Genomic DNA, 21,578 nt, shown 5'->3' on the forward strand with positions numbered 1-21,578 from the left:
GCGGCGATCGGTGCAGACGGACATCGGCATGCCAAGCAGCGCGTGTAGTCCGCCGGGCGCGAAGCGCAGGCCGAACAGATCGACCGCGTTACGTCGCGTCGGCACGAGCACGGCGCGCCTCATCGTGCCGATCCAGTGCGCCTGCGGTTCCTCGCCTCCCAGATCGAACAGCAGGTCGGCACACCCATCCGGCAACACGCGTTGCGGTGTCGTCGCAACCGGTGTGCCGCGTACGGACCAGCAGCAACGCAGCAGCGGGCGCAATGGCGCGCACGGAAGCAGCTCGCGGTAGATCAAGCTATTCGGCTTCCGGAAAAAATGCGCAAAGTTAATTTGTCCGCATCGTTCGGCTGCGCTTGCGCGCCGCGGGTGGTTCAGAGCAGGCGATTCAATTCCCCCAGCAGCGGCAGCTTGCGCACGCGCACCGTGGTCGCCGCGTAGATCGCGTTGGCGAGGGCCGGCGCGACGCTGGGAATGCCCATCTCCCCGGCGCCCGAGGGCTCTCGCTCACTCGGAAGCACGATGACCTCGACCTCATGCGGCATTTGTGCCATGCGACCTATCGCGTAGTCACCGAAGCTCGACTGCTGCACCTGGCCGTCCTTGACCGTGATGGCCAGGTTCAGCGCCGTCGATATGCCGTCGATGGTGCCGCCGGCCATCATCGCGTCGACGCCGAGCGGGTTGACCACGCGGCCGACGTCGGCGACGCAGATCGCGCGGTGGATGCGCAGGTCGCGTCCGTCCATCGAGACCTCGAACGCGTGCGCCGCATAGCCGCCGAACGTGAAGTGGCAGGCGATGCCGACGCCGCGGCCGTCGCTGCGCTTGCGCGTCCATTCGATCGCGTCGGCGCAGCGCGTCAGTACCGCGGCGAGCCGGCCGGTGTCGAATTTCGGGCCGCCGTGGCCCTGGTAGTCGAGTTCGCGCGCTTCGCCGAGCAGTTTCAGGCGCAGCTCGACCGCGTCCTGCTTGGTCTCGTGGGCGATTTCATCGATGAAACTCTGCACCGCGAACGCATGGAATGTATGCAGTGGTGCGCGCCACGGGCCGCGCGGCATGCCCGATTCCAGCGAGAAGAAGCGCTTGTCGAGATTGGGCACGAGGCCAGCCGGGAAATCGTCGGCTTCGAGACAACCCTGGCCCGGCGGACGCTCCTTCTTGCGCGCGATGCGGTAGTTCATCGATGTCGCGGCGCACAGGTGAGCGAAGCCGGTAAGCTGGTTCTTGCGGTCCAGTGTCGCGCTGAGCTGGTGCAGGCCGTAGGGACGATAGAAGTCGTGGCGCAGGTCGTCGTCGCGCGTCCACATCAGCTTGATCGGCCTGCCGGCCTTCTTTGCGATCATCACGGCTTCGGCGACATAGTCGTTCTCCAGGCGCCGGCCGAACCCGCCGCCGGCGCGGGTCATGCGGATTTCGATCTTGTCGCGCGCCAGCCCGGTCAGATTGGCGATGACGGTCGAGGCGCCGCCGGGACTCTGCAGCGAGCCGATGAACAGCGCGCGGTCGGGTTCGATCTTGATCAGCGCATGCGGCGGTTCCATCGTCGCGTGGGCCAGGAACGGCACCTGGTAGCGCGCTTGGAGCGTGCGCTTGGCGGCCTTGCGCGCGGCCGCCATGTCGCCGTCGCTGCGCACGGAAACGCCATCGCCCTTGAGCGCCTCGGCGGCCCGGGCTTCCAGTGCGGTACTGGATTCCTGCGTCCACGGGCCCGGCTTCCAGGTTACCTTGAGCGCGCTGCGGCCCTTGATCGCGGCCCAGGTGTCGTCGGCGACCACGGCGACACCGGCGGCCAGGTTCGTGTCGAACGACGATCCCGGCACCGGGCCGTCGATGACGAACACATCGCGAACGCCGGGGACCTTGCGTGCCTGGGTGTCATCGACCGTATCGACGCTGCCGTCCAAGTGTGGACAACGCAGCATTACCGCGGTCAGCGCGCCGCCCATGTAGGCGTCGATACCGAAAATGGCGCGGCCCGTCACGATCGCGCGCGCGTCGACGGTCTTGGCCGGTTTGCCGATGACGCGGTACTGCTCGGGCTTCTTCAGCGTGACCGGCTCCGGCGGCGGCAATACGCCCGCGGCGCGCTCGGCCAGTTCGGCGTACGGCATGCGCGTGCCGTCCGGATGAACGACATGGCTGGCTTCGGTCGCAAGGCGGTCGTGCGGCAGTTGCCAGTGCTGCGCGGCGGCTTCCACCAGCAGCCAGCGTGCGACTGCACCGGCCTGGCGCAGATCCTTCCAGCCGTCGGTGATACTGGTGCTGCCGCCAGCGCCCTGCGGGCCGTAGCGGTTGGTCTCGCCGTCGGGGCCGATCTCGTAGCCGTAGGGAAGCTGCTCGACCCGCACGCGATTCCAGTCGGCGTCGAGTTCCTCGGCGATCAGCATCGGCAGCGAGGTGATCACTCCCTGGCCGATCTCGCAGCCGCGTGCGCCGATGACGATGCGATTGTTGCGTTCGATGCGCACGAAGGCGCCGAGCGAGGTCAGCGCTTCGCCGAGCATGTCGATCGGCACCTTCGGCTGGAACGCTGCGGCGGCGTGACGCAGGCCGACGAGCAATGCGCCGCCCGCGGTCAGCATGACGCTGATGAATTGGCGCCGGTTGAGGCCGTTCATGACTTCGCCTCTGCTGCTTTTGCTTCCGCCGCCTTCGCCTCGGCTGCTTTGGCTTCTGCGGCCTTTGCGTCTGCCAGCAGTTGCGCGGCCCGCTTGACCGCTTTGCGGATGCGCGGATATGTGCCGCAGCGGCACAGGTTGGTGAGCTGACTGATGTCGGCGTCGCTGGGTTGCGCCTTGCGCTTGAGCAGATCGACCGTAGCCATGATCTGGCCGGCCTGGCAGTAGCCGCATTGCGGTACGTCCTCGTCGATCCAGGCCTGCTGCACGGCGTGCAGGTCGTCGCCGCTGGCGATGCCTTCGATCGTCGTTATGGTCTGGCCGGACAGCGCGCTCATCGGCAGCAGGCAGGAACGCTGCGCCTTGCCGTCGACATGAACCGTGCAGGCGCCGCATTGGCCGACGCCGCAGCCATACTTGCTGCCGGTCAGGCGCAGCACGTCGCGCAGGTACCACAACAGCGGCATGTCGGGTGCGCCCGTATGGCGGAAGGTTTCGCCGTTGATGGTCAGCTCGATCGGACCCGGCACGACCGCCGCGGCCGCGGTAGCTGCCTTGTCGATCTTGGCATTGGCTTGAGGCATGTAACTCTCCGCTGTGCAGACGCGGATTGTCGCAGCAGCCGGCAGGAGCGAACAGGGGCCATCGCCGGCACCGGCCGCGTCAGGGCGTCGATCCGGCGCGGCCGCTTCATGTCAGCGCGGCCGTCAACGCGGCCGATAGACGAAGCGCCACAGGTAATAGGCCGGCACGCCCAGCACGATGATGCCCAGGCCGATCAGGGTCTCGCGCGGCTGAGCGATCGCGCTCGATATGACGACGAAAGCGACCGCGGCAATGAAGGCGAGCGGCAGCAGTGGATGCAGCGGCGCGCGGAACACGGTTTCGGCACCTTCGTGGCGGCGGTAGTAGAACAGCGTTGCGGCAACCATCGCACTGCCGATCCAGTCGCCGATCGTGGCGTAGTCCAGCAACTGGCCATAGCTGCCGCTGAGCACCAGCAGCGCCGACCACAGTGCGAGCACTGCCAGGGCCACGTCCGGTGAGCGGTAGGTCGGATGCAGGTGCGCGGTGGCGCGGAAGAACACGCCGTCGGCGCCCATGACCTGGAACATGCGCGAGCCGCCGAGAATCGCGATGTTGCAGAAGCCGAAGGTCGAGATGGCGATGCCGGCGCCGATCAGCAGCGAACCGGTGGAACCGAACGCACGTTGCATCAGCTCCGCCGCCGGCGCCGTGCTCGCGGCCAGTCCGGCCTGTCCGAGCACATGCAGATAGGCGTAGTTGGCGAGCAGATAGCAAGCCGTGCAGGTCAGCATGCCGAGCACCAGCGCGCGCGGGATGTTGCGCTGCGGCTCGCGGATCTCGCCGGCGATGTTGTTGATGTAGAACCAGCCGCTGTAGGCGAACAGCACCGGCAGCATCGCGCTGCCCAGGCTGCTCGTCGTCGTCGCCACGCCGACGGTTGGCGGCGGAGCGATGCCGCTGAAGGCGAGGCCGACGACGACGACGGCGATGACCGCGACCAGCTTGAGTATCGTGGCCAGGTTTTGCACCAGCGCACCGGCGCGGATGCCAAAGAAGTTGATCCCGGCCAGCAGGAAGATCGCCCCGATCGCGACCGGCTTGATCAGCGACAGCGGCAGGCCTGTGACCTGGCAGGCATAGCTCGCGAAGGTCACCGCGACTGCGGCGATCGAGCCGGAATAGTTGACCAGCAGCATGATCCAGCCGAACAGGAAGGCGATCAGCGGCCCGTACGATTCGCGCAGGTAGACATAGCCGCCACCGGCCTGCGGGCGGCGCGCGCCGAGTTCGGCGTAGATGAAGGCACCGGCCAGCGCGAACACGCCGCCGAGGCTCCAGGCCAGCATGATCATGCCGGGCGATTCGCTGCGCTGCGCGACGACCGCCGGATTCAGAAAAATTCCCGCGCCGATGATGCCGCCGACCACGACCATGGTGGCGTCGAGCACGCCGAGACGGCGCGCGTAGCCGGGATTGCTGGATTCGGACATCGTGGTTCCCCTGTGGTCGCCGGTCGAGAAAGGATCTCCACCCTTTCTCCCGCGAACGGCGCAAGCGGCGCTTGATCGCGTGCTTATTCGGATCGCTCCAACCGGCTGCTTCCTGGCGGCCCGTCGGAGGGAGCGCAAGCATGGAGGACGTGGGTTGCACTTGGCAATCGGCGGCTCAGTGGCCTCATGACATGTGGCTACGGCCTGCGCCGGCGCGCGCGGCATCGGCCGCAGTGCATGGCGCGGCCCCCGGCCTGGCCGCGCGGCTTGCGCCGATGCTTCGCGCTCGCCACAGTGATGTGGATTTTTTCCCGATGAGGACGGACTCATGCGATCGATGCTGATGGCGTTGCTGCTGGTGCTGTGGGGGACGGATGCCGTGGCGGCGACCGTGTTGTTCAATGCGCGCCTGTACACGCTCGATGCGGCGCGGCCCGAGGCGCAGGCCGTGGCATGGGACGAGGCCGGCCGTATCGTTGCCGTAGGTGCCGACGACGCACTGCGCACGCAGTTCCCGCAGGCGCAACGCATCGACGCCGGCGGAGCCACCGTGCTGCCGGGCCTGATCGACGCGCACGGCCATGTACTCGGCCTCGGCCTGTCGCTGCTGAACGCGGACTTGCGCGGCACGGCGTCCAAGGCGCAGGTGCTGGACCGTCTGCGCGCGCACGCGGCGAAGCTGCCGGCGGATGCGTGGCTGATCGGTCGTGGCTGGGATCAGAACGACTGGCCGGAAAAGGTGTTCCCGACCGCGGCCGACCTGGACGCGGCGTTTCCAGATCGGCCGGTCTATCTGCGTCGCGTCGACGGACACGCGGCCTGGGCCAATTCGGCGGCGCTCAAGCGCGCGCCGCGCGATCTAGGCGGCGACTGGCAGCCCGACGGCGGCCGCATCGAACGCGTGAACGGCAAACCCAGTGGCGTCCTGATCGATGCGGCCATGGGACTGCTCGACGCGGCCCTGCCCAAGCCCGATGCGGCGTTGAAGCGCCGCGCCTACGCGCTGGCATTCCGGACCCTGCTCGAGAGCGGCCTGACTGGCGTGCACGACGCCGGGGTCAGCCGCGAGGACCTGGCGGTGCTGCGTGAGCTGGCCGATGCGGGCGAACTGCCGCTGCGCATCTATGCCATGGCCGATGCCGACGGCGCCGCGCTCGATACGCTATGTCGCGACGGCCGGTATGCGCATCCGGGCGGGCGCCTGCAGATGCGTGCGGTCAAGCTCTACATCGACGGCGCGCTGGGTAGTCGCGGCGCCGCGCTCAAGGCCGAGTACAGCGACGACGCTGGCAACCGCGGACTGCTCGTCACCGCGCCCGACGAATTCCGCCGCATCGTGACCAAGGCGAAGGGCTGCGGTGTGCAGGTGGCCACGCACGCGATCGGCGATCGCGGTAACCAACTGGTGCTGGACACCTATGCGCAGGTGCTCGGCGATTCCGCGCGCGGCGACCACCGCTGGCGCATCGAGCACGCGCAGATCGTCGATGTTGCCGATATCGCGCGTTTCGCCGAGTTGAAAGTGATTGCCTCGATGCAGCCGACACATGCGACCAGCGACATGCCATGGGCACGTGCGCGCGTCGGCCAGCAGCGTCTCGCTGGCGCATATGCCTGGCGGCGTTTCGTCGAGGCCAAGGTACCCCTGGCGCTGGGCTCGGATTTCCCCGTGGAGCAGGTCAGTCCGTTGCTGGGGCTCTACGCCGCCGTCTCGCGCCAGGATCTCGACGGCAAGCCGCGCGGGGGCTGGCTGCCGGCGCAGCGTCTGACCCTCACGGAAGCCGTGCGGGGCTTCACCGCCGGTGCCGCGTTCGCGCAATTCGCGGAGTCCGACCTCGGCACGATTACCGTTGGTCGGAAGGCGGATTTCACGATCTTGCGCGCCGATCCGTTTGCATTGGAGGCGCAGGGGATTCCCCGCGACCGGATTGAGGCAACCATCGTCGATGGCGAAGTGGTTTTCGGCCATTTCGGCAAGCTCGCTAGGTAGTAACCCGGATCGCCATCCGGCGTAATGCCTATTTCATAATTTCGCCTTATCGGGGAGGCGGAATTATTATCAACTTTTATACATTGTAAATAGTTTTCTCGATCGCTAGTGTCGGCCGTGCGGCACTCGTCACCGTATGACGAGACCGCCCGGACCTGGTTTCAGGAGTTGGAAGGCTCGCGACCGGTGTCTGGCTGAGGTCAAAACTTGGGGAGTCGCAGGGGTTTCTCCGAAATCTTCCGCGATTCATTCACAGCCGGAGGATACGCAAATGAACACCACGATTCGCTTTGCCTGCAGTCTTCGGAATCGGTGCTCGGCAGCTCGCACAGCCATGGCCGCGTTCCGTTCGCTCTGCGTTGCACTGGTTGCGGGATTCTGGCTCGCTGGCGCCGCGAGCGCCGGTTTCCTGGTTGTGCCGAATGGCGATTTCTCGGTGCCCGCCAATGCCGGCAGTGTCGGCGGCGGCGTGATAGGCGCGTCCGGCACCGACGTGCCGATCGGCAGCGGTCCCTGGACGGGTTCGTACAACGGTGTGCTCGGTCTGCTGGTGCCGCCGACGCTGGAAATCAGTTCGGTCACAAAGACCGCCACGATCAGCGGCCTGCTCGGCGTCGACATGCTCGGCATCGTCAACAACGGCGGCCACTTCGGTCAGACCCTTGCCAGCAGCACGCAGTCGAACAAGCGCTACACGCTGATCGCTCACCTGAATGCCGGCGTACTGCTGGATCTGCCGTTGCTCGCGACCGCCGGGACCGGCATTTCGCTGCATGCGGGCGGATCGCCGCTGGTGGCCAGCACGACCGCGCCGGCAGCGCAGGTACGCGCCGACGCGGTCGATGCGACGACCCTGCGCATCCAGTTGCATCACGACACCGGTACGGTGACACCGGCGCCGCTCGGTCTGCAGTTGTTCGACCGGCCGCAGGGATTGCTGACCGCGGCGCTCGTCGCCAGCGCCGAATATTCCGACGTACGCATGGCCGAAAGCGCGATCCCGGGCGGCAATTCCACGCTGACCGTCAGCGGCGGCGGCTCGCAGTCCGCGCCGGTCGGCCAACCGTTCCCGTCGACGATGACCGCGATCGTGCGCGACGAGAACGGAAATCCGGTTCCCGACACGTTGGTCACGCTGACCGCACCGGCCGAGGGCGCAAGCGCGACGCTCCATGCTGGCCTTGAGAGCGGTCGCGTCATCGTGGCGTTCACCGATGCGAACGGCCAGATCTCCTTTGCCTCCGATGCGAACGAAATTGCTGGCTGCTTTACCTTGATCGGCGAGGTCCCTGGCATAAGCTCGCGGGCGGTATTCCACATGCGCAACTACTCGCCGCAACAGATCGCGGCGTATCTGGCCGCCAATCCGGGCGTCAACGGACTGCCTCAGGATTCCGTGTTCTGTAACGGGTTTCAATGAGTACGGCGCGCACGGCCGCTAGGGGGGGGGTGTGCGGCGGCGGTGTACGGCGATCTTCGGCCGCCGTACACCGTCGCAACTATCAGCCGAAGCCAACGAGCCGCCTCTCAGGCGGCTTTTGCTGCCTGCCAGCACAAACGGGAACGCGCATTCGCCTCTGGAGCCACCTTGAGGGGGTGAAGAGTGATCGATCAGAACCGCAGGTTCTGATCACTCTGACCGGGCGCTTTTGCTGTCAGGCACGTGTATGGCCTGCTTCTGGAGCCCCCTTAAGTTAAGGGGGCGGACAACGCGCAGCGTTGGCGAGGGTTGTGGAGATCTGGTGGTCGGCCCAAGTGCCTCGGTCGTTACGATTCCTCGGTCTCTACTGAAACCCGTCCAGAAAAATGATGCCGCTGGTGCGGAAATTCGCGACGAAGCCGGCGGTCATGTTGCCGGTGCGGTGGTTGTCGCGCTGGTCGGCGATGCCGGTGGGATTGCCGCTGTAGCTGACCGCCGGGTTGGAGAAGTACGGCCGCCGCGTACAGCCGCCGGTGCAGTTGGTGCTATACGCCATCACGGTGCGGAACGAGCCGTCGACGAAATGGCCCAACGAATACGCATAAGCGCCATTGCCGTTGCCAGGATCGTGGCCCATGCCCATGTTGTGGCCGTGCTCGTGCGCGTAGCTCAGGTTGCCGATCGCGCAGCCGCGCGCGGAGACCTGGTATGCCGACGGGGCGAAGCCGGCGCCGGGCGAGGACTGCAGATAGCCCCGGCCGCAGGCGTCGGACATGACCTGGGTGATCATCGAAACCATGTCGGCGGCGACCTCGTTGCGCCAGCCGGCGACTTCCGGATCGTTGCGGACCCAGTTCAGGTCGTCGCTGCTGTTGCCGGCCTCTGCACGGGTCGTGATGCGGAAGCCGGCCAGGCGGAAGCGCGTCGTCATGTCGCTGTTGCGGAACGCGGTATTGGCGCTGTCCACCGCGGACTGGGCAAACGCGCGCGCCGGAGCGGTGCCGCCGAGCGAAGTGGCCGCCTCGGGCGAGAACACGATCAGCACGTCGGTTTGCGCAGGCGCATCCACGAGCGGCGCCAAGGGCGCGTTTGCCGGCGCATTCGCCTGCGGGGCGCCCTCGACTGCTTCGGCGTCAGTCGTGGCGCATTCGGCAAACTTGTCCTGGTCCAGCGCGACGACGACCTGACTGCCATCGGCCATTGTCGTGATCTCGTAGTTGCCCTCGGGCGCGCTGATCAGACCGCCGAGATAGTCTCCGGTCAGGCTCAGGCTGACTTGCGCGGTGCTCTCGCCATCGAGGCTGCCGAGCAGCCACAGTCCGTCGCCGCGCGCATCGCGCGAAACCACTTTGAGCGTGTAGCTACGTCCACCGGGCAGGGACAGACTCAGTTCATCGGCCTGCCGCAGTGCGATCGGGTCAATACGGATGCGCTGCACGGCGGTGGCGGCAGGATTGTGCAGGGCGGCCGGAGCCAGCGCGTTTGCCGGCGTATCCAAGGACTGCCAGGCCGGCGGGGCCATGGCGGTCGCGGTGCCTGCGAACAGTCCCAGCGAAGCCAAAAGAATCGATTTCATGGAGCACTCCCGGTTTTTCCTCGCATCGTATCGGACACCACGCGAAGTCGCAGCGAGCCGTTTCACGCCGGGCGCCCGTCGCGCGCCCTTATTCCGCCTCGCCATGGTCGTTTCATTGCGTTCTGCTGCGGGCGCGGAAAGAATCGGTCGCGCCGCGGTTCCGCGGCTTCCCCCTGCAATGAAAGGAACGGTGTGAACTCCCTCGATTCTGCGCCTGGCGCGCATGCCGGCTGGATCGTCGTCAAATTTGGCGGCACCAGCGTCTCCACGCGTCCCCGCTGGGACACCATCGGCCGCATCGCCCGCGACTGGCATGCGCAGGGAAAACGCGTGCTGATCGTCGTGTCGGCACTCTCGGGGATCACCGACAAACTCAAGGCCATCGCCGAGGCGGGCGGCGACCGCGAGCGGCGCCGGCAGCTGCAGGCGGAAATTGCCGCGCGCCACGAGGCCATGTTCGACGAACTCGGCCTGACCGAACGCGCGACGTTGCAGTACTGGCTGGACCGGCTGGCCGCGCTGGCTGCCGATACGCGTGCCGAAACCGCCGAACTGCCGTGGCAGGCCGAAGTGCTGGCGCTCGGTGAACAGTTGTCCTCCACGCTGGGTCAGGCGTATCTGAGCGCCCAGGGACTGGCGACGCGCTGGCTCGACGCGCGCCAGCACCTGCTCGCGCAGGCGCTGCCGAATCAGAATGCGTGGAACTGTTACCTGTCGGCCTCCGTGCCGACCGCGCCGGACGCGGCATTCGCGGCCGGGTTGGCCGCGCAGGGCGAGGTGTTCATCAGCCAGGGCTTCATGGCGCGCAACGCGGCCGGCGAAACGGTGATCCTCGGCCGCGGCGGTTCGGACACGTCGGCGGCGTATTTCGGTGCCTTGCTCAAGGCAGAGAAGGTCGAAATCTGGACCGACGTCGCCGGCCTGTTCTCGGCCAACCCGCGCATCGTTCCATCGGCGCGCCTGCTGTCACGGCTGGATTACGAGGAAGCGCAGGAAATAGCCACCACGGGTGCGAAGGTTTTGCACCCACGCTGCCTCAACCCCGTCCGCGAGGCGCAGGTGCCGCTCGTCGTGCGCGACACCAACCGTCCGGAACTGGCCGGCACCGAGATCCGCGCCTCCGTCGCGGCTGCGGCGCCGAGCGTGAAAGCAGTCAGCGAACGCCGCGGCATCACGCTGATCTCGATGGAATCCATCGGCATGTGGCAGCAGGTCGGCTTCCTCGCCGACGTATTCGAGCGCTTCAAGCGGCACGGTCTGTCGATCGATCTGATCAGCTCCGCCGAGACCAACGTCACGGTGTCGCTGGACCCGTCGGAAAACCTGGTCAATTCCGACGTGCTCTCGGCGCTGGCGGCGGACCTGGCAGAAGTCTGTCGGATCAAGGTCATCGCGCCGTGCACCGCGGTGACCCTGGTCGGTCGCGGCATGCGCTCGCTGCTGCCGCGTCTGGCGGGCGTGCTGGCCGAGTTCGACCTGCTGCGCGTGCACCTGGTCTCGCAGTCGTCCAACAACCTCAATCTCACCATCGTGGTCGACGAGGCGGCCGCGGACGGACTGGTGCCGACGCTGCACGCGGCGCTGATCAGGACCGAAGCGCTGCGCGCCGAAGATCCGGCGGTGTTCGGTCCGGCCTGGAGCGAGCTGTACGCCGCCGCGATGCCCCGCGCCGAAACACCGTGGTGGCGCCTGCGCCGCGACGACCTGCTGCAGCTGGCGGCGCAGCAGACGCCGCGGTACATCTACGATCTGGCCACAGTGCGCGAACGTGCGCGGCGTCTGCGCACGCTCGCGGCCACCGATCGCTGGTTCTACGCGCTGAAGGCGAACAGTCATCCGTCGGTATTGCAGACCATCGCCGACGAAGGCTTCGGGCTGGAATGCGTGTCCCCGGCCGAACTGGAACGTGCCGCCGCGCTCGTGCCGGCCGACCGTCTGCTGTTCACGCCGAATTTCGCGCCGCAGCATGAATACGCGGCGGCTTTCGGGCTCGGCGCGCGCGTGACGATCGACAATCTGCATCCGCTGCAGCACTGGGGCGAAACCTTCCGCGGCCGCGAAATCATCCTGCGCGTCGATCTCGGCACTGGCCGCGGCCATCACGACAAGGTGCGTACCGGCGGAGCCGGTTCCAAGTTCGGCCTGAGCCTCGATCAGGTGGAAGAATTCCGCCAGCTCGCGCGTCGCTTCGACGTCGCCGTCGTCGGCCTGCATGCGCACCTGGGCTCGGGCATCCTCGACACGGGCCACTGGCGCGAGGTGTACGCGCAGCTGGCCGCGCTGGCGCAGCGCTTTACCCGCATCGAGACGATCAACATTGGCGGCGGCCTGGGCGTTCCCACGCGTCCCGACGACACGCCGCTGGACCTCGCCGCGCTCGATGCCTGCCTGAGCGAGATCAAGCAAGCCTATCCACAGTTCCAGTTGTGGATGGAGCCTGGCCGCTACCTCGTCGCCGAGGCCGGCGTGCTGATCGCGCGCGTGACCCAGACCAAGCGCAAGGGCGAGTACCGCTACGTCGGCGTGGACACCGGCATGAACTCGCTGATCCGGCCGGCGCTGTACGACGCCTGGCACGAGATCGTCAATCTCACGCGCGAGGGCGATACGGCCGATACGCTGTACCAGGTGGTCGGGCCGATCTGCGAGTCCGGCGACGTGCTCGGCTCGAATCGGCGCCTGCCCGAATGCCGCGACGGCGACGTGATCCTCATCGCCCACGCCGGTGCCTACGGGGCGAGCATGGCTTCGCATTACAATCTGCGCATTCCGGCGGGGGAGTCCGTGGTTTGATCGCATCGCGCGTTGTGCTGCATCTGGCGGCGGCGGTACTGCCTGTGCTCGCCACAGTCGTGCTGTGCGCGGTTTTCCGGATGTCCCTTGCCGATTTCTGGGGCGCGGCGGTCGCCGCCGTGCTGGCCGCGCAGGTCGCGGTGCTGCTCGGTTGGCCGTTGCTGGTGCGCAGCATCGCATCGCCCTGGCTGGCGCCACTGGGTACGGGCCTGCTGATGGCGTTGGTGACGCACCTCCTGTTTGGGCCGATATTTGCCGCGCTCCTGCTGTCCACCGAAAAACACCTGGGAGGCGGGGAAATCTTCTCTGTCATGTTCGGACTTTCGATCTACGCGGCGGCATTCGTCGGCTGGGCCAGCGCACCGCTGGTCATGGCGCTCTGCGTGCTCGTCAACCGTCTGCACCGCAAGGAGCTTCACCGTGCCGCTGTCTGATCCGCGCAAGGCCGCGGCTTTCCGTTTCATCCATGCCGGTTATCGCGACGGCGTGGCGCAACTCGTGTATGCGTTCGACCAGGACAGCGAACTGGTCGAACGCATCACGTTTCCGGATGCGCCGGTTCTGCCGCCCGAACGCGAGGCGGCGTTTGCCGCGGCGCTGAAACTGCTGCACCTCGTCGCTGGCGTGAGCTACTACAAGGCTGGCGTGCCGGCCGTGATCGTCGTGGAGAACGGTGAACCGGACACGCCGACCGCGCAGTTGCTCGACGCGCTCTACCTGCACGGCCTCGGCGAGTTCGCCTACCAGAACGGCCTGGACCTGCGCGAGCACATCCGCTTTCCGCGCGCCGGCACGTTCACGCCTGCAACCGCGCTGGGCCTGCCCGCGCGCAGCCTGCTGCCGATCGGTGGCGGCAAGGACTCGCTGGTGTCGGCCGAGCTGCTGCGGCAGCACGGCGAAAACGCGACCGCGGCCTGGGTCGGCAACTCGCCGCTGATCGCCGCCTGTGTAGTGCAGACCGGGCTGACCGGCCTGAACATCCGCCGCGAGCTCGCGCCCGAACTGTTCGAATACAACAAGGCGGGGGCCTGGAACGGGCATATTCCGGTCACCGCGATCAATTCCGCCATCCTCGTGCTCGCGGCGCTGCTGTACGGCTACGACAGCGTGGTGTTCTCCAACGAGCGCTCGGCCTCGAGCGCGACGCTGGAGTACGACGGCCAGGCGGTCAATCACCAGTGGAGCAAGAGCTGGGAGTTCGAGCAAAGCCTTGCCACCTGGCTGCGTAGCCATGTGGCGGCGGACCTGAACTACTGCTCGCTGCTGCGGCCGCTGTCGGAGCTCGCAGTGACGCGCCTGTTCGCGCGCGAAGTGCGCTACGACGGTTTTTTCTCCAGCTGCAACCGCAACTTCCGCATCCTCGGTCCGCGTCCGGCGGACCGCTGGTGCGGCCAATGCCCAAAGTGCCATTTTGTCTTTCTTGCCTTGGCGCCGTTCGTGCCCAAGCCACGCCTGCTCGGCATCTTCGGGCGGAACCTGCTCGATGACGACGCGCAGCAGCAGGGCTTCGACGCGCTGCTGGAGTTCCATGGGCACAAACCGTTCGAATGCGTCGGCGAAGGGCGCGAGTCGCGCGCCGCGCTGTACGCGCTGAGCCAGCGTCCGGAATGGCGCGAGGATGCGCTGGTGGCACGCTTCCGCCAGGTCGTGCTGCCGCAACTCGATGCCGCTGAACTGGACCTCGACGCGCTGCTGCGGCCGGCCGGCCCGCACGGTCTGCCGCCGCGACTGGCCGGGATTCTCGATGCGCTTTGCTGATCTCGCGGGCAAGCGTGTCGCAGTGTGGGGTTACGGCCGGGAAGGCCGCGCGACCCTGGCCGCGCTGCGCCGGCGACTGCCCGGCCAGCGCATCGCCCTGATCTGCAGCGAGGCGGAAGCCGCCCAGGCGCAGCCGTTTCATCAGGACGCGCTCGACTACGTCACGACCGAACCGTACGCCGGGCTGCTGTGGAGCTTCGACGTCGTGGTCAAGTCGCCCGGTATCAGCGCCTACCTGCCGGCGCTCGTGGAAGCGCGTAGCGCCGGCGTGTGCATCACCTCATCCACGGCGCTGTGGTTCGGCGAAAACCCGCTCGCCCGCGTCGTCGGCGTGACCGGCACCAAGGGCAAGAGCACGACCAGTGCGCTGATCGCGCACCTGCTGCGCAGCCGCGGCCAGCGCGTCGCGCTGGCCGGCAACATCGGCCTGCCGCTGCTGGAATTGCTGGACACGCCGGAAAGCGTCGACTGCTGGATTGTGGAATTGTCGAGCTTCCAGACCACCGAGATCGAGCGCCTCGATGTCGGCCTGGTCAATAACCTCTATGAGGAACACCTGGACTGGCACGGCTCGCGCGAGCGCTACGTCGCCGACAAGCTGGTCCTGGCCGAGCGCGCCGCGACCCTCGTCGTCAACGGGCTGCAGCACGAACTGGTCGCGCGCACGGCGGCCCATCCGCGCCGTCAGGTGTTCGGCACCGTGGCGGGCTGGCATGTGGCCGAAGGCATGATCATGCGTGGCTACGAGCGCCTGTTCGACCTGCGCCAGCTGCCCCTGGCCGGCGACCACAACGGCTTGAATCTCTGCGCTGCCCTTGCCGTCATCGACGCGTTGGGACTGGACGCGCGCGCTGCGTTGCCGGCAGCACGTACGTTCCAGCCGCTGCCGCACCGGCTGCAGACGCTGGGCGAGCAGGGCGGCCTGACGTGGGTCAACGACAGCATCTCGACGACACCGCAGGCGACGATCGAGGCGCTGCGCAGCCTCGAGGGACGCGCGGTCAGCGTGCTCGTCGGCGGATTCGACCGCGGCCTGGACTGGAGCGAATTCCAGCGGCATGCGCAATGGCGGCCGCCGCATGCGGTGATCTGTCTCGGCGCCAGCGGCACGCGTATCGCCAAACTGCTCGGCACGTCGGAGCCGGCCTATGCGCTGGGGCAGTGCGGAGGCTTGGCCGAAGCGGTTGCACTGGCGCGCCAGTGGACGCCTGCGGGCGGCGTCGTGCTGCTGTCGCCGGGTGCGCCGAGCTTTGACCAGTTCCGCGATTACGCCGACCGCGGCCGCGCGTTCACCTTGCTGGCCGGATTCGATCCGCAGTCGATCGCGGCGATAGAAGGCCTCGGCATCGCCTGAACGGCGCAGCGGTTCAGTCGCCGCTGATGAAGTCGGGGCCTTTGCCGGCGGTCTTCTCGTAGACCCCGCCGCCGGCGCGGCGGTATTGCGTGAAGCCGTGCTTGGCAGCATGGCCTTCGCTGGTCAGGTGGCTGTTGCCGACGATGGTATTGGGCGCGGAGATCTTTCGCCGCACGGGTGCACCGCAATCCGGACAGCAGCTCAGGTCGCCGTCGCTGAGTTTCTGCAGGTGATCGAAGCCGGGCGCGCAGCGCGCGCAGCCGTTTTCCGTAGCAATGTATTCGTAGATCGGCATGAGCGCGGCGGCTTATAGGGCCCTTGAAAAAGGCGATTTTTTGATTCTGGAGCCCCCTTGAGTCAAGGGGGTGAAGCGTGAGCGCCCAGAACCGCAGGTTCTGATCACTCTGAACGCCCAGAGGGCCGGAACGGCCGAACGTCTGCGCAGCAGGCGTTTGGCGGGGTTGTGGAGATCTGGTGTTGAGTACAAGAGCATCGATGCTAGGACTTGCCAAGAGCTCCCTTATGAGGGCGGACGCGCCGGCTTCAAGCGGCGACGCCCGCATTCGCGCTCGCGCTGTTGCGGTAGACGTCTTCCATCGCCTTCCAGCGGTTCACGATGCTGCAGAACAGCCGTGCGGTCTGCTCGGTGTCGTAAACCGCCGAGTGTGCTTCATTGCTGTCCCAGTCGAAGCCTGCCGCCGTGACTGCCTTGGAAAGCACCGTCTGGCCGTAGGCCAGTCCAGCCAGCGTGGCCGTGTCAAAACAACTGAACAAGTGGAAAGGACTGCGTTTGTATCCGGTGCGGCGGATGGCGGCGTTGAGAAAACCCAAGTCGAACGAGGCGTTGTGGCCAACCAGGATCGCGCGCTGGCAGTCGGCCTCGCGCATGGCCTTGCGGATCGGTCGGAAGATGTGGTCCAGCGCTTCCTTTTCGTCCAGTGCGGCGCGGAAAGGATGGGTCGGATCGATGCCCGTGATCTCGAGCGCGCGCGGATCGATGTTCGCGCCCGGAAACGGCACGACGTGCGTGGACACGGCGGGCTCGGGATGGACCCAGCCGTCGGAGTCCATGCGGATGATGACGGCGGCAATTTCCAGCAGCGCATCGCGATCGGAATCGAATCCGCCGGTTTCCACGTCGACGACGACGGGCAGGAAACCGCGGAAACGCTGGGCGTAGCTGATGACAGGGGCGGGCTCGGACATGGTCGCAGGATACCGGATGCCGCCTGTGCCGCCCATCACGGCGCGGCTTGTTAATTCACGCGCGCAGCCATCGTGCGGCGAGGGCCAGTGCCGCGGCAACGCCGAGCAGCACGATACCCAGCGCCGGAATCAGCATGAGGAACGGCAGGCCGAGCAGCGCAGCGGCCAGCGCCGCGCTCCACAGGTCGCGCTGCGGCGTGACGGGATCGGCCGCGCCGGCCAGGCGTGCGACCAGGTGATCGAGGCTCAATCGGCCGGCGCCACCGAAAATCAACGGCAGCAGCATCACGACGAACAGTAGCGGCAGCTTGTAATTGCCGTGGCCGCTGTTGCTGATCGCATAGCCCTTGAGCAGATCGCTCCACAGGCTCCACATGTCTGGCCAGTGCACGGCGGCGGTCGCGACGAAGGTCAGGAACATCAGCGAGAACGCGAAGAAGCGCGTGCCAAGGCCCAGCCAGAGCATCAGCCCGCCGACGAGTTCGAACCAGGTCGCCATGCCCCAGGACAGTTCGGCCGGGATCACGCTGAAGGGCCACGGAAATGCGCCCTGGATATCGGCGAACCAGTTGTCGCCGCGCAGCTTTTCCAGCCCGGATTCCCAGAACTCCCAGCCCATGATCAGGCGCAGCACAGCGGGTGGGATGACGTCGGCGGCGCCATGCAGGCGGGCGGTCAGCGCATCCCAGAAGGTGACGGTGCGGGTGATCAGGGCAGTCATGGCGGCAGCCGGCGATGGAGTTGCCGCACAAGACCGGTCTCACGGACGATCGCTTTCGCGCTCACTGCGTGCCGAGCAATGCCTCGCGGGAGCGCAGGTTGCGCAGGATCTCGCAGCCGGCCGGTTGCAGCGCCGCGGCATTGCCGGGCGCGATCTCGGCCAGCAGCGCAGCGACGACAGCCGCGCCGCTGGTCGGCTCGCCGGCCAGCATGTTTGCCTGCAGCCGCTCGATCAGTGCGGCGGTCAGCGCGTTGACCTCGAGAAAGCTGACCTGATCGCTCCGATCGCGGATCAGTAGCAGCAGGGTCGGCTCGGCTGGTGCTTCGGTGGGGCGGAAATCGCCGCCGATGCGGTGCACCGGAAAACGATAACCGAGCACCCACGCCAGCGGCGATACCACGGGCACGCCGCCGATCACGTCGCCGTCCGCATCGTGCGCGAGCGCGTCGATGTTCTGTTCGTCCAGCGACAGTGCGAGCTCGGCCCATTCGTAGTGCGCGAGTTCGAGCAGGAACGGCGCGTCGTCGCGGCCCTCGTGCTGGCGCTGTTCGAGCCAGCGCAGGAACTCACGGCCAATCTCGGGGAACAGCGGCGTCTGCGCGCGATGGTCGCGCAGGAAGCTCGCGATCAGCGCGTTCCAGTCCGCGTCGGCATACAAGGTGCGGATGACCGGGAAGTTGCTCGACAGCAAACCTTCCACATTGTTGAAAAACAGTTCGCGATACACCTGCATGCGCCGCAGCGCGACACCGGGCGGCAGGTCGCTGCGCTCGGGTTCGCGGATGCACGCGGCGAAATCGCGCTGCAGCGCGTGGAGTTCAGCCGTGGGCGACATGACGCTCGGCGACGGTGTGGCGTTGCTGCAGTGCGCGGATCCGGTCGAGTTCCGCGACGAGTTCCGTCAGCGGCGGGAAATTGAAGTCGCGTTCGAGCAGCGTGGGGCGCACGCCGAAGCGCGCATAGGCGCGGTCGAGCAACGTCCAGACCGGATCGATCACGGGTGCGCCGTGGGTGTCGATCTTGAGTCCGGGCTCCTCATCGTAGTGGCCGGCGACGTGGTAATAGGCGATGCGTTCGCCCGGCATTGCATCGAGGAACGTGGCCGCGTCGTAGCCGTGGTTCACGCTGTTGACGTGGATGTTGTTGATGTCGAGCAGCAGGTCGCAATCGGCGGCCTGCAGCACTTGGCGCAGGAATTCCGCCTCGTCCATCTCGCGTCCCGGCGCCGCATAGTAGGAAACGTTCTCCACGGCGATGCGGCGTCCAAGCAGATCCTGTGTGCGGCGTATGCGCGCGGCGCACCAGTCGACGGCGGCGCGCGTGAACGGAATCGGCATCAGGTCGTAGAGATGACCGTCATCGGAGCAGTACGACAGGTGCTCGCTATAGAGCGCGATGCCGTGGGTATCGAGCAGGCGGCGAATCCTGATCAGCAGGGTCTCGTCCAGCGGCGCGGGTCCGCCCAGGCTCAGGCTCAGCCCATGGCAGGCGAATGCGTGCCGCTCGGTGAAGCGGCGCAACTGGCGGCCGAGCGCGCCGCCGACGTTGATCCAGTTTTCCGGCGCAATCTCAAAGAAATCGATCGCCGCCGACGGTGCGTCCGCGGCGCAGGGAAAACCGTGTTGAGCGAGCGGGCCCAGCAGGGCCCGCCGCAGGCCGAGGCCCGCACCATCCGGAATGCAGCGCGGGCTCATGGCAGGTTCCGCTTAGGCCTGGCCGCCGCAGGAGCCTTCCTTGCCCTTCTTGTCGCCACCGCAGGAGCCTTCCTTGCCCTTATTGTCGCCGCCGCAGGAGCCTTCCTTGCCCTTATTGTCGCCGCCGCAGGAGCCTTCCTTGCCCTTGTGCGCCGCGTCCATTTCGGCCTTGGAAATCGAGCCGTTCTTGTCGGTGTCGACCTTGTCGAAATGCTGACCCTTGGCGGCGTCGAATTCGGCCTTGGAAATCGAGCCGTCCTTGTTCGCGTCCATCTTGTCCATGCCGCACTTGCCTTCACCGCACTTGCCTTCGCCGAAAGCCGTGGTCATGTAGCCGGTGGTGAGCTGGTTGAGCTGGAACGCCGTATCGGCGCTGGCCATCTGGGCCAGCGACAGGCTGCCGATGAAAGCGGTGCCGAGGGCGAGCGTCAGCGGTTTCGCGATCTTGGTGGACATTGCAAGTTCTCCATGGGTAAACGGGCGGTGGCCCGCAGGGGGTAACAGCTGCAACTGCAGCGGTAACGCACCACGCGTCGGAGAACCTGCCGGAAACCGGGGTCCTGCCTTCCGTCCGCGTTGGCACGAGACGATACGCTGGGCGATGCATGACGGATTCATGCTGCGATGCAACGCATCAGCTTGAACGACCAGACCGGATGCACACGCAAATCCTTTCATACCTATATGTCGGTTAAGAACATGCGATGCCGCGATGGTGGATCAACTGAGTGCGCGCAGCGAGAGGCACGGTTGTCGCTTCGGCGACCGCGGCGTTCGGTTGGGCGCAGGGGTGCGGCGGCCATGCGGTTCCCGCGCGATTACGCAAAACGGGAAACGCGGGAATCCCTGGCAGGCTCTGAAAGGGCGGCTGTAAGCGCGGACGAGGCGAACCGATCACCCCGCCGTGCGTCAGACCAGCTGTTCATGCGGCTCCCGCTGCGCGCCTTGCGCGGGCAGCGAACTGTTGCGATAGGAACTAGGCAAGTTCTGAACTACGGCGAAACCACTTGCTCTTGGAGCCCCCTTTAGTAAAGGGGGGTGAAGAGTGATCGCTCAGAACCACCGGTTCTGATCACTCTGAACGCCCAACGGGCCGGACCGCCAACGCAACGCGTTGGCCAGGGTTGTGGAGATCTGGTGGTCGGCCCAAGGGCGAGACCGTTTTCGATTGCCTCGTGTCAAAACGAAATCTGCGCCCGCAACTCGCTGATCTTCGGATCCAGTGCGAGTGCACCCTTGTCGCTGAACGCGCGGATATGGTTCGCCTGGAGCTTGAAGTGCTGGCCGATGTACCAGTTCACGCCGAGCGTCCAGTCGTGCTGCTTGCCGCCGGCGACGACGCCGTCGTTGAGGTCCAGGGTGGAATAGCGCAGGCCGACCTCGACCGCGCCGTAGTCATTGTTCGGCTTGACGTTGCCGAACGCGCCGCTCTTGTATGGCCGGGTTTCGCCCGTGACGACCCAGCTGCCGTACAGGTAGGCGCCCTCGGCGGCGAAGTTGCGCGCCGTGCGGCGTGATGCGTCGACGGTCAGGAACTCGCCCTGCAGCGAGAACGGTCCCTGCGCCCAGGCGCCTTCGAGGCCGACACGCCTGATCTGGTCGGTACCCGTCAGGTTGCCGGTGTCGATCAGGCGGATCGGGGTCAGATTGGCCTCTGGACGGGCGCGGATGCGCGCGATCCCGTCGTCGCGCTCCTCGATCGAAGCGGCGATGCCCAGGTGCACGACCGAGGATTCATTCTTCACCGGGTTGTACACCGCGCGGCCGGCCCAGGTCGTGCCGTCGTTGTCGCCGTTGAGATCGCCGCCGCTGAAGACACCCGTGTTGAGCAGCCAGCCGGGCACCTTCTCGTAGGTCCAGTCCAGGCCGATGCGGCGGCCCTGGCTGACGGCCTGCACCGGCAGCGCGCGTTCCATGAACGTGGTCGAGCCCGAACCGATCGCGCCTTCCTCGAAGCCGACCGGCGTCTTGATCTGGCCGACACGCAAGTCGCCGGCGGTCTTGGTGAACAGGCGGAAGTACGCGTCGACCCACACGTGCGACTGGAAATCATAGCCGGCGGCGAGTTCCCAGACTCCGCTTTTGCGCGCGTAGAGGTAGGTTTCCTTGCGCCGCCAGGTTTCCAGGTCATCGAAGCGCGCCGTGCCGTTGGGCAGGGTGTCGTCGGAGAAATGATTGCTGTCGTACTGGATAGTGCCGCGCACGCCGTACTCGACGCCGGATGCGGTCTTGAACCTGGTCGGCCAGTCGTTGAGCAGATCGTAGGCCTGCGCCGGCGCGGCCAGTGCCAACGCGATGCCAGTGCTCAGGCCGAGCAGGAGCAGGGGGCGCGACGCGGCGGAAAGGCGAGGTTTCATCGGAAGTCCTGGACGGAAATGGGTGGGCAGCGCGATTGCAGCATCGGCCTCGCATCGGCCGAAGTTATCT

At 66.7% G+C, this 21,578-nt stretch carries 18 protein-coding genes; 6 read left to right on the forward strand and 12 right to left on the reverse strand.

Translation table 11 applies throughout. The features are described from left to right. The 4 genes from RUU78_RS16315 to RUU78_RS16330 form a co-directional block, all read right to left on the reverse strand. The coding region (locus tag RUU78_RS16315) for a DUF6597 domain-containing transcriptional factor (protein ID WP_313918457.1) at positions 1–297 on the reverse strand (297 nt) is incomplete at its 3' end. A gap of 77 nt (positions 298–374) precedes the next feature. After that, positions 375–2,621, reverse strand: a complete 2,247-nt coding sequence (locus RUU78_RS16320; protein WP_313918459.1) for a molybdopterin cofactor-binding domain-containing protein — start codon at positions 2,619–2,621, stop codon at positions 375–377. Further along, positions 2,618–3,205: a 2Fe-2S iron-sulfur cluster-binding protein gene (locus tag RUU78_RS16325; protein ID WP_313918461.1), complete on the reverse strand. Its 588-nt coding sequence runs from the start codon at positions 3,203–3,205 to the stop codon at positions 2,618–2,620. The genes RUU78_RS16320 and RUU78_RS16325 overlap by 4 nt, the downstream gene beginning before the upstream one ends. 123 nt (positions 3,206–3,328) lie before the next feature. After that, positions 3,329–4,639 (reverse strand): amino acid permease, encoded by a 1,311-nt coding sequence (locus tag RUU78_RS16330; RefSeq protein WP_313918463.1) that lies wholly within the window; start codon positions 4,637–4,639, stop codon positions 3,329–3,331. A gap of 328 nt (positions 4,640–4,967) precedes the next feature. Between RUU78_RS16330 and RUU78_RS16335 the strand changes: the two genes are divergently transcribed. Then, positions 4,968–6,629 carry an amidohydrolase family protein gene (locus RUU78_RS16335; RefSeq protein ID WP_313918465.1) on the forward strand — a complete coding sequence of 554 codons (1,662 nt, stop codon included), beginning with the start codon at positions 4,968–4,970 and terminating at the stop codon, positions 6,627–6,629. Between the two features lie 334 nt (positions 6,630–6,963). After that, a complete protein-coding gene (locus tag RUU78_RS16340; RefSeq protein WP_313918467.1) occupies positions 6,964–8,049 on the forward strand; it encodes a hypothetical protein in 1,086 nt (361 codons plus the stop codon). Positions 8,050–8,413: 364 nt separating this feature from the next. On the opposite strand, the gene RUU78_RS16345 is transcribed toward RUU78_RS16340, so the two are convergent. Beyond that, positions 8,414–9,625 carry a M12 family metallo-peptidase gene (locus RUU78_RS16345; protein ID WP_313918469.1) on the reverse strand — a complete coding sequence of 404 codons (1,212 nt, stop codon included), beginning with the start codon at positions 9,623–9,625 and terminating at the stop codon, positions 8,414–8,416. 192 nt (positions 9,626–9,817) lie between these two features. Between RUU78_RS16345 and RUU78_RS16350 the strand changes: the two genes are divergently transcribed. Genes RUU78_RS16350 through murD form a run of 4 tightly spaced genes read left to right on the forward strand, consistent with a single transcriptional unit; the run spans position 9,818 to position 15,530 of the window. Continuing rightward, positions 9,818–12,418: a bifunctional aspartate kinase/diaminopimelate decarboxylase gene (locus tag RUU78_RS16350; protein ID WP_313918471.1), complete on the forward strand. Its 2,601-nt coding sequence runs from the start codon at positions 9,818–9,820 to the stop codon at positions 12,416–12,418. Further along, entirely contained in the window at positions 12,415–12,852 is a 438-nt protein-coding gene (locus RUU78_RS16355) for a hypothetical protein (RefSeq protein WP_313918473.1), read from the forward strand. Before RUU78_RS16350 ends, RUU78_RS16355 begins: the two co-directional genes overlap by 4 nt. Further along, entirely contained in the window at positions 12,839–14,176 is a 1,338-nt protein-coding gene (gene murL / locus RUU78_RS16360; RefSeq protein WP_313918475.1) for a UDP-N-acetyl-alpha-D-muramoyl-L-alanyl-L-glutamate epimerase, read from the forward strand. The genes RUU78_RS16355 and murL overlap by 14 nt, the downstream gene beginning before the upstream one ends. Beyond that, positions 14,163–15,530 (forward strand): UDP-N-acetylmuramoyl-L-alanine--D-glutamate ligase, encoded by a 1,368-nt coding sequence (gene murD / locus RUU78_RS16365; protein ID WP_313918477.1) that lies wholly within the window; start codon positions 14,163–14,165, stop codon positions 15,528–15,530. Before murL ends, murD begins: the two co-directional genes overlap by 14 nt. 13 nt (positions 15,531–15,543) lie before the next feature. Here murD and RUU78_RS16370 read toward each other — a convergent pair whose 3' ends face one another. The 7 genes from RUU78_RS16370 to RUU78_RS16400 all read right to left on the reverse strand — a co-directional run bounded on the left by RUU78_RS16370 (position 15,544) and on the right by RUU78_RS16400 (position 21,508). Then, the gene (locus tag RUU78_RS16370; RefSeq protein ID WP_313918478.1) at positions 15,544–15,825 is read right to left on the reverse strand and encodes a zinc ribbon domain-containing protein; all 282 of its coding nucleotides are present in this window, start codon (positions 15,823–15,825) and stop codon (positions 15,544–15,546) included. A 248-nt stretch (positions 15,826–16,073) separates the two neighbouring features. Next, on the reverse strand, positions 16,074–16,736 hold the full coding sequence (rnt, locus tag RUU78_RS16375) for a ribonuclease T (protein ID WP_313918481.1): 663 nt from the start codon (positions 16,734–16,736) through the stop codon (positions 16,074–16,076). Positions 16,737–16,791: 55 nt separating this feature from the next. Beyond that, positions 16,792–17,457: a DoxX family protein gene (locus RUU78_RS16380; RefSeq protein ID WP_313918483.1), complete on the reverse strand. Its 666-nt coding sequence runs from the start codon at positions 17,455–17,457 to the stop codon at positions 16,792–16,794. Between the two features lie 61 nt (positions 17,458–17,518). Next, positions 17,519–18,292 (reverse strand): putative DNA-binding domain-containing protein, encoded by a 774-nt coding sequence (locus RUU78_RS16385; RefSeq protein WP_313918485.1) that lies wholly within the window; start codon positions 18,290–18,292, stop codon positions 17,519–17,521. Further along, positions 18,276–19,151 carry a DUF692 domain-containing protein gene (locus RUU78_RS16390; protein WP_313918486.1) on the reverse strand — a complete coding sequence of 292 codons (876 nt, stop codon included), beginning with the start codon at positions 19,149–19,151 and terminating at the stop codon, positions 18,276–18,278. The genes RUU78_RS16385 and RUU78_RS16390 overlap by 17 nt, the downstream gene beginning before the upstream one ends. Before the next feature lie 12 nt (positions 19,152–19,163). Further along, positions 19,164–19,607 (reverse strand): hypothetical protein, encoded by a 444-nt coding sequence (locus tag RUU78_RS16395; RefSeq protein WP_313918489.1) that lies wholly within the window; start codon positions 19,605–19,607, stop codon positions 19,164–19,166. Between the two features lie 722 nt (positions 19,608–20,329). Continuing rightward, positions 20,330–21,508: a porin gene (locus RUU78_RS16400; protein WP_313918491.1), complete on the reverse strand. Its 1,179-nt coding sequence runs from the start codon at positions 21,506–21,508 to the stop codon at positions 20,330–20,332. Positions 21,509–21,578 lie beyond the last annotated feature (70 nt).

The organism is Tahibacter sp. (genome assembly GCF_032229445.1).
In the GTDB taxonomy this organism is placed as follows: domain Bacteria; phylum Pseudomonadota; class Gammaproteobacteria; order Xanthomonadales; family Rhodanobacteraceae; genus Tahibacter.